The organism is Butyrivibrio sp. FCS014 (genome assembly GCF_000526935.1).
In the GTDB taxonomy this organism is placed as follows: domain Bacteria; phylum Bacillota; class Clostridia; order Lachnospirales; family Lachnospiraceae; genus Butyrivibrio.
In genome coordinates, this window is sequence record NZ_JAHA01000004.1 from 94,641 (window position 1) to 108,268 (window position 13,628).

12 protein-coding genes are annotated in these 13,628 nt (G+C 45.1%); 8 read left to right on the forward strand and 4 right to left on the reverse strand.

All coding sequences use genetic code 11. The features are described from left to right. Positions 1-99: 99 nt before the first annotated feature. Positions 100-900: an FRG domain-containing protein gene (locus T456_RS0103310; RefSeq protein WP_024864903.1), complete on the forward strand. Its 801-nt coding sequence runs from the start codon at positions 100-102 to the stop codon at positions 898-900. On the opposite strand, the gene T456_RS0103315 is transcribed toward T456_RS0103310, so the two are convergent. Beyond that, on the reverse strand, positions 888-1,835 hold the full coding sequence (locus T456_RS0103315; protein ID WP_024864904.1) for a DMT family transporter: 948 nt from the start codon (positions 1,833-1,835) through the stop codon (positions 888-890). The two genes, T456_RS0103310 and T456_RS0103315, sit on opposite strands and share 13 nt — an antisense overlap. 190 nt (positions 1,836-2,025) lie before the next feature. Here T456_RS0103315 and T456_RS0103320 point away from each other — a divergent pair, with 190 nt between their 5' ends. The 5 genes from T456_RS0103320 (at position 2,026) to T456_RS0103340 (ending at position 8,713) form a co-directional block, all read left to right on the forward strand. Beyond that, a complete protein-coding gene (locus tag T456_RS0103320; protein WP_024864905.1) occupies positions 2,026-3,411 on the forward strand; it encodes an efflux RND transporter periplasmic adaptor subunit in 1,386 nt (461 codons plus the stop codon). Next, positions 3,411-4,229 (forward strand): ABC transporter ATP-binding protein, encoded by an 819-nt coding sequence (locus tag T456_RS0103325; protein WP_024864906.1) that lies wholly within the window; start codon positions 3,411-3,413, stop codon positions 4,227-4,229. The genes T456_RS0103320 and T456_RS0103325 overlap by 1 nt, the downstream gene beginning before the upstream one ends. An 83-nt stretch (positions 4,230-4,312) precedes the next feature. Further along, a complete protein-coding gene (locus T456_RS0103330) occupies positions 4,313-6,637 on the forward strand; it encodes an ABC transporter permease (protein ID WP_155838012.1) in 2,325 nt (774 codons plus the stop codon). Between the two features lie 37 nt (positions 6,638-6,674). Beyond that, positions 6,675-7,388: a response regulator transcription factor gene (locus T456_RS0103335; RefSeq protein ID WP_024864908.1), complete on the forward strand. Its 714-nt coding sequence runs from the start codon at positions 6,675-6,677 to the stop codon at positions 7,386-7,388. Beyond that, positions 7,385-8,713, forward strand: coding sequence for a HAMP domain-containing sensor histidine kinase (locus T456_RS0103340; protein ID WP_081748971.1), 1,329 nt, complete (start codon positions 7,385-7,387; stop codon positions 8,711-8,713). The genes T456_RS0103335 and T456_RS0103340 overlap by 4 nt, the downstream gene beginning before the upstream one ends. A 28-nt stretch (positions 8,714-8,741) precedes the next feature. Here the strand turns inward: T456_RS0103340 and lon are convergent, their stop codons facing one another. Beyond that, positions 8,742-11,012 carry an endopeptidase La gene (gene lon, locus T456_RS0103345; protein ID WP_024864910.1) on the reverse strand — a complete coding sequence of 757 codons (2,271 nt, stop codon included), beginning with the start codon at positions 11,010-11,012 and terminating at the stop codon, positions 8,742-8,744. A gap of 178 nt (positions 11,013-11,190) precedes the next feature. Between lon and T456_RS21010 the strand changes: the two genes are divergently transcribed. Beyond that, a complete protein-coding gene (locus tag T456_RS21010) occupies positions 11,191-11,745 on the forward strand; it encodes a TetR/AcrR family transcriptional regulator (protein ID WP_024864911.1) in 555 nt (184 codons plus the stop codon). A 59-nt stretch (positions 11,746-11,804) separates the two neighbouring features. On the opposite strand, the gene T456_RS0103355 is transcribed toward T456_RS21010, so the two are convergent. Together T456_RS0103355 and T456_RS0103360 are read right to left on the reverse strand one after the other, a co-directional pair. Further along, the gene (locus T456_RS0103355) at positions 11,805-12,020 is read right to left on the reverse strand and encodes a PspC domain-containing protein (RefSeq protein ID WP_024864912.1); all 216 of its coding nucleotides are present in this window, start codon (positions 12,018-12,020) and stop codon (positions 11,805-11,807) included. 159 nt (positions 12,021-12,179) lie between these two features. Next, positions 12,180-12,386, reverse strand: a complete 207-nt coding sequence (locus T456_RS0103360) for a hypothetical protein (protein ID WP_024864913.1) — start codon at positions 12,384-12,386, stop codon at positions 12,180-12,182. A 135-nt stretch (positions 12,387-12,521) separates the two neighbouring features. Here T456_RS0103360 and T456_RS0103365 point away from each other — a divergent pair, with 135 nt between their 5' ends. Beyond that, complete coding sequence (locus T456_RS0103365; RefSeq protein ID WP_024864914.1) at positions 12,522-13,613, forward strand: radical SAM protein; 1,092 nt, start codon at positions 12,522-12,524, stop codon at positions 13,611-13,613. The last annotated feature ends 15 nt before the right edge of the window (positions 13,614-13,628 follow it).

Genomic DNA, 13,628 nt, shown 5'->3' on the forward strand with positions numbered 1-13,628 from the left:
TTATACTTCTAATTACGCTTTTTGGCAGTCATTCTGATAAAATTATATTAGAACTTCATAGCGCTTTTCACCACAATACCAACAGCAAGGAGGCCGCCAATGATCAAGACTGTTTACATCGAAGATATGGACCATCTTTATGAGCTTCTCAACGAACAGGAATTCAGAACAGATCTTAAGAGGAACCGCAATCTCTTCGTCTACCGCGGCCAGCCTGATGCTTCCTTTGTGCTTACAACAAGCCTTGCCAGGAATTGCAAGGGCAAGAGAAAAGAGCTTGAGCCCTGTATGCTGAGGAATTTCACCAAGTACGCCGTGCTGGAAGAGCCTTCAATTGAGAATTCCGTGTGGAAGCAGATGATCTTCGGCCAGCACCACGGCCTTCCCACAAGACTTCTTGACTGGTCCTTCTCTCCTCTCATTGCCCTGCACTTTTCAGTAACCGAAAGTGATATGGAGGATATGGAGAAAAGAGACAGCGTGGTCTGGCGCACAGACATTCACGAGCTTCATGATCTGCTCCCCCAAAAATACAAGGAAATCTCCCGAAAATACAACACTACTGTTTTTTCCGTGGATATGCTCTCCGAAGCCTGTGAAAGCCTGGATATGTATGATAATGACATGGGTTCTTCGGCGATGCTCATGATCGAGCCGCCTTCAGTAGACGTACGTATCGTAAATCAGTATTCCTTCTTCTCGGTAATTCCAAACGATATGCAGGATATTGAAGGCTTTCTTGATAAACACACCGAAAAGACCGTGCGCTATGTGATAAAAAAAGAAATCCGCTGGCAGATAAGGGATATGCTTGATCACCAGAATGTATCCGAACGAATTGTCTATCCCGGTCTTGACGGACTTTCAAGATGGCTCGGGCGCCACTATTATGTCCGCTGACGCCCGGTGTTGACTATTATGATCCCCAGTGCTACCAATAGCAGCGCCGCAAGCCCTGTAAAAGAGAAGGCCTCGTTGTTTTCTCCAAGAAACAACGCCGAGAGAACAACACCCATTACAGGGTTCATAAATCCAAATATGGACACTCTGCTGACGGGATTGTGCTTAAGAAGAACTCCCCACAGCGTGTACGCTCCCGCTGATATGAATCCCATATAAATCAGATTGGCAAAGCATGCTGTGCTATAAAACACCAACTGCCCGCCCATTATCATACCCACTCCGTACAGCACAAGGCCGCCAAGCATAAACTGATATCCGCTTAAAGTAACGGGATTTTCATATTTGGAAAAGATTTTGATGCAACAGGAAGAAAATGCATAAAACAAGGCAGCGATCAGCATTGCGCCTTCTCCCTGAAAAGTAATCGCTCCGCCGCTTACAAGGCCCTTAACTCCGCCAAGGATCATTACAATTCCGGAAAAGCCCACAAGACACCCAATAACTTTCCTCAACGTAAGACTTTCTAGTCTGAATACATAAACAGCCACAATAATAGCCAGGAAATTCCCCGAAGCATTAATGATCGAACCTCTGACTCCGCTGATATTAGCCAGCGACATAAAAAAGAAAAAGTACTGTCCAATTGTCTGCAAAAGAGCCAGAGCCGCGATGTACTTAAATGAGCTCTTCTTCGGGATAAGCGCGTTTCTCGATAGAACGGAACCGAAAAGGACCGTCATTCCGCCGGCAATCATGAACCTCGCACCGGCCAGCATCAGTCTTGATGCCGTATCCTCTGCGGGTATTTTAAACAAATCATATGCTATTTTAATCGCCGGAGATGCGCTTCCCCACAGTACGCAGCAAAACAGTGCTGTTGCAAATACAACGGGAAGGTATGTCCAGATATTCTTTTTACCTGTATCTTTCATAATCCCCTGCCTTCACAGATCATCAATATTTTTCATTTTATCACTAACCATGACCACCTGATACACTTATACCCCCTCCAATTAAGAATCAATTAATAATTACGCAAGGTTCAGCTTAAGACTTATCGGCTTCATCGCAGTAAAGTATCTATAGCAGCACACGTAAACGATTAAGTAAGAGGGGCAGAAAATGATCAGAATAATAAAAGAACACAGGAAACTACTTTTGATAACCACCGCTGCCATCACGATAGCAGCCATTGGCGGCTTTTCTATCAGCACAAAGGCCGCAATGTCAGTAGACGCATACGTCGTTGACAAAGGAGCCATAGACAGCGAGATTGAGGTCAACGGAAACGTGGAGAGCAATGTGACCATGGTCTACTATTCGGAGGTCTCCGCAAAAATAGGAAGTATCAACGTCAAAGAAGGAGACTTTGTCAAAAAAGGCGATGTCATCATCTCCTACGATCGCAAAGAGCTTGAGCGTCTGGAAACCCTGGCAGAACTTAAAGCCAAGGCCGACCTTGGAAGTTATAACAACTCAATACAGATGGGTGGCCGAACAGCAGGGCTCTATTCCGAAGCCAGGACAAACCTGGCAGTTCTCGATCAGCAGATAGCAGACACCGAAGCCGCGATCACACAGACCCAGAACAGGCTGGCCGAGAGAAAAGCTTCTCTCGCGGACTTTGGCGCAAAGCTTCAGATATCTCTTATCGATTGGGCGGACAAGCCCGATTCCGACGAGTACGAGAACCTTCAAAAGCTGGTACAGACCAATGCCTATGAACAGCAATATGCAGATGATATCGTTAAAATGCAGGAAGAATTGAATGCTCTGAATACACAGCTTGCTGAGTACAAAGAATATAAAGCAGTAATGACCAGCCAAAAAGCTGCCACTGTCACAGGTCTTTTGACATCAGGTGCCAAGGAACAGCTTGAGGCAGTAAAAGAGTCCAATGAGCTGTCAACAAATCTGGAACTGGAAGACTACGCCAAAGCCAAAGAAGGGATAAAAGCTGAATTTGACGGCATCGTAACCCGGATTGATACAGTTGAAGGCAGTGATGTTTCCAAAGGAACACAGCTTCTCACCCTTAAGTCTATATCAGATATTGTTATCAAAAGTACAGTAAATAAATATGATATAGTGAATGTTGAAGAAGGTCAGCCGGCCACTGTACGCGTCAAAAACAAGGACTATGCCGGCAAAGTTTCCCGTATAGAAAAAATGACGAGGGATTCCGGTACAGGCACCGGAGTTGGCATAGAGATAACCCTTGATAAACCGGACAGCGACATAATCCTTGGGTTGGAGGCCAAATCCAGGATCCATACCTCTAACCTCACAGAAGTAACCCGCATTCCCCTAGAAGCCCTTAACGAGGACGAGGAAGGAAGCTATGTCTTTGTCGCTGTAGACGGAAAGGCCGCAAAAGAGTTTGTGGAATGTGGCGTCAGAAATGACGATATGGTCGAGATCGTATCCGGTCTTGATGAAGGAAACCTTGTGGTATGGAAGGATTCCGAGGAAATAACTGACGGAATGGGCGTAAAGGTGAACAAATAATGGCATCAGAAAAGCAGATAATACTAAGTGCAAAAGATCTTTCCAAAACATTTTCCAATGACTCTGTTCAGCAGCATGTGCTGAAAAACCTGAATATTTCCATATATAAAGGGGATTTCACCGTCATAATGGGCAATTCCGGTTCCGGTAAAAGTACTCTCCTGTACGCTCTCTCCGGCATGGACCGCCCCAGCATGGGAACCGTCTCCTATTTTACTGACGATGCGGGAAAAGAGACAGATATTTCCAATTACAGCAACGACAAGCTCGCAATGTTCAGAAGAGACCATGTGGGCTTCGTCTTCCAGCAGAACTATCTTAACGACAGCATGAGCGCTCTTGATAACGTAATGGTCTGCGGGCTTTTGAAGAACAAGGACCGAAAGGCTCTTGCAAGCAAGGCAAAAGAGCTGCTTTCCAGCGTCGAGATCGGTGAAAGTGACTACCGGAAATTCCCCACACAGTTATCAGGCGGCCAACAGCAGAGAGTTGCCGTAGTCAGGGGTGTAATAAACAGTCCGGAGGTTCTTTTTGCCGATGAACCTACAGGTGCTCTTAACTCCCAAAACACGGAAAATGTCCTCAATATCCTTACTGATCTGTATAACAACGGTCAGAGCATAGTCATGGTAACACATACCATTAAGGCTGCTGAGCGTGGAAACAGGATCATTTATCTGGCAGACGGGATTATCAGTGATGAAATAGATCTTGGCCCCTATGCCGGAGATTACAAAGATGATTCCAACCCCAGGCTTGAAGAAGCCCGTGAGCGTCATCAGCGCCTCAAGAACTTCCTACAGGATATGGGCTGGTAATCCTGATCTGATTTTGAAAGGAAAATACAGTGTACAGATTCTTCTTTATCGCAAAGAATAACATAAAAAAACAAAAGAGCGACATGATCACGTTCTTTATATTGTCCTCTCTGTCAGCGCTCTTCATCTTTATTAGCGCCTCGTTTCTTGCCGACACCGGGAAAGTCATCGATACCAACAGAGAAAAGATCAATTCCGCAGACATCCTGGTCATTGCGGGCTATAGCGAACCGGTCATCTCAAAACTTGAAGAGATCATAAAGGGCAATGTATATCTTAAAAACTATGAAACTGAGAATTACCTGGCTCTCGTCTCCAAGTACAGACTTAAGGGAAATAAGAACTGGATCGAATACCCTTTCTATTTAAGCAGTTATGAAAAGCCATCCACAATACAGACCATGAGCATAGATGCTTCCGGCTTTTCCGGTAATGAGGTGGTAATCCCCATCTCTTTAAGTACATCATTTAAGGTTGGGGACACTTTGCAGCTTAAGGTCGGTGACAATATTTATAACCTGAAAATAGCAGGATACAATGAAGATAACTTCTTCTGCTCTCCCTTGAACCTGGGCATTTATAAAATGCAGGTATCAGACAAACTGTACGAAACCATCCTGTTTGAAAATCCCAAAAACGCTTCGGAAGGCAGATATCTAAAGTCTCAACTGACAGATACCGCCCAAAAGAAGCATATTGACACAAACGCTCTTGCAGATGAACTTGGCGATGATCTTATGAACTGGTATAACGACTATTCGGCCGCCCATCCGGAAACCGCGATGGTGGATATCAACATCGTCCCTGCGGATCTCATGAAGACCGGCGCCATGATCCTGCCTCTTATTTTTGTGGCAATGACCTTTCTTTTTGCGATCATCATGCTTGCAATAGCGATTGTTATTATAAATTTCAGCGTAAAGAACTTCATCATGACCAACATGAAAAACACAGCAATCATGGAGGCTTCCGGCTACACAATCCGTGAACTTGTGCTGATCCTTTTATTCCAGCTTCTGTTAGTATCCGGCATCGGAGCTGTTGTGGGGATTGTTCTTGGTGCGCTGCTTATTGACAAAATAGGCATCATCATACTTATCACCCTTGGGCTTAGATGGAATCAGCCGGTAAGCGCAGCTGTTGCCCTTTCTGTATTTTGGGGCATATGCTTCCTTATCTCAGTTCTGACTGTATATCTTGGACGGGAATACAGCAAGGTAAGCGTTCTTTCTGCCTTAAGGGGCGGTGTAAATACTCACAATTTCAAGAAAAACTACTTTTCTTTTGACAAGAGCTCTTTTCCCATATCCGTAACATTGGCATTAAAGGAGACCTTCGGAAAATTCAGAAACCAGCTGGGGGTCATATTCATCATGATGATACTCTCACTCTCAACCATTGTCGCTTTTGGTATGATGGATACCTACGGATCGGATGAAGGCGTGCTTGAAATGGGCGGTTTTGATGTCTACGACGCGTTCTTTTCCGGTGATGAGTCCATGGAAAACACCGTCAGAAGCATGAAGACTGTAGAAAATACCAGAAGAGAGATATGGATGAGTGTCAATTACTACTACAAAAGGAACAAACAGTCTCTCACTACCAGAGCTTTCACTGATACCTCGACCATTATCGGCGGTTCTGTCCTGGAAGGACGCTGGCCCAAACACCCAAACGAAGTTTTACTTTCCACAAATTCCGCCACAAGACTGGGCGCCTCCCTTGGAGATGTAGTCACCGTCAAAAACGACATGGCCGAAGAATCCTATATTGTCTGCGGTATTGGTCAGACCATGAACAACATGGGAATGATGGCCTTTATGACAACCGATGGTCTCTCCAAAGTTACCGCCCTCCCCGATTCAATGAGTGTTTGTGTTAACTTTAAGCCCGGTGTTACCTTTGCTGAATTTGAAAAAGAGTTTAAAGATGCTTATCCGGAAGTGGCTGTAACCGATTATGCTGAGGCAGCCCACCAGACTGTAGGCCTTATCACAGGTGGAATGAAGGCATTTGCCTTCTTTGTTACTCTGCTTACTATACTGATAGTCGCCTTTGTCGAGTCACTTATAGTTCGTACCAACATTAACAGGCAATGGCGAAATCTTGGTGTCAGCAAAGCGCTAGGCTTTACCTCCCGCCAGCTCATAGGACAGGTCATGCTGTCCAATTTACCGGCTATACTCATCGGCGTAATGACAGGCCTTTTACTCTCTCCGATTCTTGGAAGCAAACTGATGGTAAGCACCCTGGCTATATTCGGATTTAAGAAGATCAACTTCAACATTGACCCATTGTCATACCTGTTTACAGCTGTGATCATATGCGGTGTAGCCCTTGCAACCGCCGCCATCATGGGGCGCAGGATAAAGAGCCTTGAACCTGTAAAGATGATCACCGAAGAATAGTCACTATGTGTTACAATAATCCATACGGAGATAAACTATGCATTACAACTGTCTTATTGTGGATGACGAAATTGAACTTGCCAGGATGACTGCGGAATACTTCAGAATGTTTGAAGTATCCACAGAATATGTGGACAGCGCTGCAGCCTGTCTTCAGTTCTTTGACGATGGCAACACCGCAGACCTCATTCTTCTGGATATCAACCTGGGAGATGGCTCAGGGTTTGAGGTCTGTAAGAAACTCCGCGAAGAGATGCAGCTTCCGATCCTGTTTATAAGCGCGCGGCAGAGCGATGATGATGTTCTTATTGCCCTGTCCATCGGCGGCGACGATTATATCAAAAAGCCCTACAGCTTATCTGTACTTCTGGCCAAGGTCAAGGTCAATCTAAAGCGCATTGCCCAGATTAAGGAGGCCCAAAGTGCTGTAGTTCTCCCTGCCGATAAGGATGCAGCCGAAGAGGACGCCGGCTTTTTTATGGATTATCCCACCATGTCCGTGATCGTAAACGGCAGAAGCATCCCATTAAAAGCCAAAGAATATGCGCTGCTTGATTGCCTCTACAAGCACCGCGACACGATAGTCAAGAAGGAGGTCCTTTTTGATGAGGTGTGGGGAGATGCATTCTTCAGCGACAGCACTCTTAACGTACATATAAGAAAACTGCGGGAAAAAATTGAAGAAACCCCCAATGAGCCAAAGCTCATAAAAACTGTTTGGGGAACCGGATATATATTAGAGCTATCATGAAAAGTTTAAGGCGAATATTCATTTCTTTTACCATATTTATGATCATCATATTCATCCTGTTCTTCAACCAGAGCAGGAAAATGAACTTTGGAAAAAGAGACATCGTATACTACAACGATCTGCTCCATCAGGTAAGTCTTGATATTGAAAACGGCGTTGCCGAAAGCGCTGTTGAAGATAAATACACCTGCCGGATCATACTTTCCAAGGAACTTGACGATCCCGAGCTCTCAAAGCTCTATGCCATCGGCGCTCTGGTCCTGGACCTTAACGTAAACGGTGAGTATGTTGGCAAGGTGGCCTGGAATGACAGAGAAGAAACCTACAACAATACCAGGTATCAGGTTTTAAAAGTCGCAGTATTGCTGTGGACCGCAGTTCTTTGCTGCGGCTATCTTCTGCTGCTGTATATGTACTCAGTCTTTATTAAACCCATCGAAGAACTTAAGGATTTTGCCACAGACATCGCAAAAGGCGAACTGGATAAACCTCTTCCCATTCGCAAAACAAATATGTTCGGTAGCTTTGTGGAGGGCTTTGATCTCATGCGTGAACAGCTGAAACTCTCCATCGACAGAGAGCGCTCTTCAGAGATTGCAAGAAAAGAGCTTATTCAAGGCCTCAGTCACGATATAAAGACTCCCCTTGCCGTAATCAATGCCACCTGTGAAGTCTTAGAGCTTAAATATACAAGGAAAATAAAAGAACTGTCATCCACACCATCGAAAGGTGCAAATGACAGTCATATTTCAGAATGCACTGATACTCTTGAAAAAATCAGGACCATATCCGACAAGACCGGCACTGTCAGCGCTCTTATCAGCGATGTCATGCACGCCAGTCTTGAAGATATGGAAAAGATCGACATAAATGTTACTGAAGAAAGCTCTTTAATCCTGGAGGAGAGAATAAAGAGCCTGTCTTCCTTTGGAAATATCATTCTCAAAAACCATATCCACCCCTGCCTCGTTTACATGGACAGGCAGCGCATGGAGCAGGTTCTGGATAATGTCATTGGCAACTCCGCTAAATATGCCGGTACAGATATCACTGTCTCTTTTTCCGAATCTGAAGGTGTTCCCCTTGAAAACGGGAAAAACTGCAGTTATATCAAGATCAGAATTCGTGACAACGGTCCCGGAGTAGACAAAGACGACCTTCCTCTCATCGCCGAGAAGTACTACCGCGGCAAAAACGCCACAGACAAATCAGGATACGGGCTTGGCATGTACCTTTGCAAAATGTACATGAACAGGCAGGGCGGAGGTATGGAATACTACAACGATAACGGTTTTGTTGTCGAACTGGCTCTTCGGAAAGTCTGAAATAGTCCCTGGGGACGGAGTCATGGGCTCATTTTACTCCGGTTCTTTCAAGCACCTCTTCCACCGTCTTTACCGGTATTATCTCCAAATTCTCTTTTACCTCATCCGCAACATCTATAAGATCCTGCTCATTGTCCACAGGGATAAATGCAGTCTTAACGCCGCTCCTGAGCGCCGCCATGAGCTTCTCGGGAAGCCCGCCAATTGGCATCACAAGGCCTCTAAGCGATACCTCGCCGGTCATGGCAATCTTGGGATCAACATCATGTCCCGTCACAAGGGATGCAATGGCTGTAGTCATGGTGATTCCCGCAGAAGGTCCGTCCTTGGGAACTGCCCCGTCCGGCACATGAATGTGAAGATCGTTCTCAACAAACATATTTGCCTTATCAGGGAAAAGAGATTTCACAAGGCTCACAGCTATCTGAGCGGATTCCTTCATCACATCACCAAGTTTACCGGTTATGATGATGTTTCCTTTTCCCTTGGTAAACAGCGTCTCAATGTAGAGAATCTCGCCGCCCACCGGTGTCCAGGCCATTCCGGTCACCACTCCGGCCTTTTGCCTATCGGGCACGCATTCTCTGTGCACCGGTCTCATATCAAGGTCGGTCCTGAGCTGCTCTTTGGTGATGGACAGCTTTTCTTTTCCGCCCTTGGAGATCAGTACAGCAGCCCCTCTGCAGAGGGAGTCGATTCTTTTTCTAAGTCCTCTTACTCCAGCCTCTCTGGTATACTCTTCGATTATTGTTTCCAGGATCTCATCTGATACCTCAAGTGCATCCTCCGAGATTCCCATTGCAGACATGGACTTGGGCAAAAGATGCTTTCTTGCTATCTTCAGTTTCTCGTCAGGCGTGTAACCTGTAAAATTGATCACTTCCATTCTGTTAAGAAGTGGCTGAGGTATTGTATCCACGCTGTTCGCTGTACAGATGAACATTACATCCGAAAGATCGTAGGGAACGTTCATGTAGTGATCCGTAAAGGTGTTGTTCTGCTCGGGATCAAGCACCTCCAAAAGTGCGCTGGCCGGATCTCCGTTATAGGACTGGGACAGTTTATCGATCTCATCCAGCACCATAACAGGGTTTGTAACACCGCTCTTGCTAATGGCATCCATGATCCTTCCGGGCATGGCTCCTATATAAGTTCTGCGATGACCTCGTATATCAGCCTCATCTCTGATACCGCCAAGGCTTACACGAACATATTCCCTTCCGAGACTCTTGGCTATGCTCTTACCGATACTGGTTTTACCGGTACCGGGTGCTCCTACGAAAAGAAGGATCGAACCGGACTGCTGTTTCTTAAGATTCATAACGGCAATCTGCTGGACAATACGCTTTTTAACCTTATCAAGACCGTAATGGTCCTCATCAAGGATCTTCTCGGCTTCAGAAAGGTCGATGTGCTCCGCCTCCTGCTTCTTCCAGGAAAGCCCGGTCACAAAGTCCAGATAATCATAAAGCATGCCTGTCTCGGGGCTGTTCTTTCCTTCCTGCTTGAGCCTGTCCAGGACCTTTCTTGCCTCTTTTTCCGCATCCTCATTCATGCCGGCTTCATCGATTTTCTTTTCAAACTTCTGAATATCGGTCTGATTTTCAGGGTGCATCTCATCAAGCTCTTTTTGCAGGTATTCCATCTGCTTCTTGATGGCAGACTCACGGTACATATCCTTGTATTCCTGCTCTTGAGCGGTAGCGGCATCTGTTGTGACTTTGGCAACTTCCACGAATTCCACAACAGCCTTCTCCATCATCTCAAGACGCTTTGCCGCGCTGTCTTCCGCAAGGATCCTGTACTTATCGTCGTTGCTGTTCTTCATCCAGTAGGATACGGCTGCCGTCAGCTCTCCCACTGTATTCATGTTGTCGATCATCATGTTGAAAAAGCCGGCATACTGGAACCTTGACGATAAGTCTTTTACCTCGTCCTTGAGACGAGCGAGCACTTCCTGCTCCCTTGCCTGATCCACAGCGTCGCTGTCAGGCCTTCTTGATATACTAAGCTCAATGTTATGCCTCGGATCGATGGACACCTCGTCGATATTCACGCGGTTATTCACCTTTACAACTATATATCCGTCAGAGCTTATGTTGCTGAGAATTCCCGAAACACCGATTGGATAGAAATTATCCTCCGTCATGTCATTTCTCTTCTGAAAGGTCTTATTCTGCAAAAGAACTACCTTTTCTCCCTGAACGGCTCTGCCGCCGAGACTCTTGAATTCATCTGTCTGGAAGTAGAGATTTCCTTCTGAAATAAGTTGTTTATTATATACCGGAACTACTATCATGGTTATCCTCCTTGTCTCGTTGTTAGCACTCCGCGTCGTTGAGTGCTAACGCCTTGGTAAAAAAATAAAGCGAATCTGTATTGAACGCTTTACAAAACCTTTACACTTGTCTAAGATATGTACATGATATTAGCACCAACTTTGACAGGTGTCAACGTTTATTTGATGAGGAAATAAAATGTACCAGGGATGCAATAAAACCGCCCTTTGTTCACAAAATAACATCGCAGAGGGCTTCTATGCACTGCTTCAGGAAAAAGAATATTCGAAGATCACAGCCAGTGAGATATGCAAGAAGTCCGGAGTTTCCCGTCAGACTTTCTACTCTCTTTTTTCTTCCAAGGAGAATATTGTCGCATTTATTCTGTCGAAAGAATACTCCTTTAACCCAAACGAAGAGTGTAAATGTTCCGGAACTCCCACTCTTAAGGAGCTCAGTAAAGGTTTTTCGTCCTTTATCGTTCAGAAAAGCGATTTTATAGACCTTCTGGAGAAGAACAATATCATATACCTGATGCAGGAAACCCTGTATGACAGCTTCAACACCTGTGGCGGCAATGATGGCTGTTTGCAGGTTGACCCCACTCTTTCTTCGGACCTGGCAATTGATTTTGTCGCCTCAGGCCTTACCACCATTGCCAAGCACTACGTCAAGAACAAATCCGAGATCTCCTGCGCTCAGCTGGAAAAAATGATCTATGTTCTCTTCAGTGGAGAATACTTTGAAAAATAAAACACAAAAAGAGGGGTGCCTGTCGGACTATCATCCAACGGCACCCAATTTGTTTTTACTTACTGATTGTCATTGTCATATTTGCTTACATAATCAGGACGGTTATCCATTAGTAATGTTCCGATAATATAAGCCGGAATTCCGATTCCTCCCGAAACCGAAAATACAACCCACAGAAGTCTTACTATGGTAGGATCAATTCCAAAATATTCGGCAACTCCGCCGCATACACCAAAGAGCTTTCTGTCGTTGCTTCTGTATAATTTTTTTTCCATATCATTCACCTCCTTAAGGTTTGTTCCCATCAAAATGGTTTTATATGTTGTTCTGATTATAGTGTATAGCCAAAACCCACGTATATACATCATCACTTTGGCGTATTACAGCAGTTTATTCCCCGTTTTCTGCAATTTCATTCGCCCCGGGTATCTAAGTCACTGATTGCCAAGCCTGGCCAGAATCTCTGCGGCCTTCTCACTGCCGTGTTTTGCTGCGTAGGACGCCCATTTCTTTGCCTTTATAAAGTTGGGTTTTTCTTCAAAAGAGCCTTTGAAGTAACCGACAGCGATTTCTTCCGCAGCCTCTATGCTCCCTTTTCCCGCCTTATCTATCAAATCCAGTAATTTCTGTTTTTTATCCATATTCTCTCTCTTTCATTTCCCTGAAAATAATTTGTTTATATATTATACACGTAAAGTATATTGACTTTTTATATTTAATTGTATACAATCTAATTTGTGTAATTCTAGTACCAGTATAATAAAAGGGGATTAGTCATGGAAAATTTCGACATTCAGGCATATATGACCAAAGGCGTAGAGAGAATTGTCGCCGATGCCATCAAGGCCACATTTAAGGATCCAACAGAGAGCCTGTTCATGGCCCAGTTTGCAATGGCCAGCAAATCAGCAACCAAGCGCCGCAAGAAAGCCCAGGAAAACGGTGAAAATATTCCGCCATTCCTTATAGCCAGCATCACCAGTAGCTGTAATCTGCACTGCGCAGGATGTTATTCCCGTTGCAATAACGCAACCACCGATACAGAGCCTGTAGAACAACTTACTTCCGGCGATTGGGGTAAAATTTTCAGCGAAGCTGACGATCTTGGCATAAGCTTTATATTGCTTGCCGGAGGAGAGCCGCTTCTTAGACGCGACGTTATCGATACAGCCTGCAAGTATCCGAACATTCTTTTCCCTGTATTTACCAACGGAACCTATATGGCTGACACATACATGGAACTCTTTGACAAGCACAGAAATCTCATCCCTGTTATGAGTATCGAGGGCAACAAAGAGGCTACAGATTCAAGGCGCGGAGATGGTGTTTATGACAAACTCATCTCGAATATGGATGAACTCAAGGACCGCGGCCTTATCTATGGCGCTTCCGTGACTGTCACAACCGAGAATATAAATGAAGTAACTTCAGACAGCTTTATAAACAGCCTTAAGGACAGGGGCTGTAAACTGATAATTTACGTAGAATATGTTCCTGTTACAGACGAGAGTACCCATCTCGCACCCGGAGATGAAGAAAGAGACTATCTCACTGGAGAAATTGCAAGGCTTCGCAAAGAATGCCCCGAGATGGTATTTGTATCCTTCCCCGGGGACGAGAAGAGCTCCGGTGGCTGCATCGCCGCAGGAAGAGGCTTCTTTCACATTAACTCCCACGGCGGAGCAGAGCCCTGTCCCTTCTCACCATACTCAGATATAAATGTAAAAAAGACTTCTCTTAGAGAAGCACTTAATTCTCCTCTGTTCGTGAAGCTTCGTGAGGGCGGATATCTCCTTGAGGAACATAACGGTGGATGCGTTCTTTACAACATACATGAGGAAGTGTCACAATTATTAGTAAATACATGATAAGAGAGGTGCCAA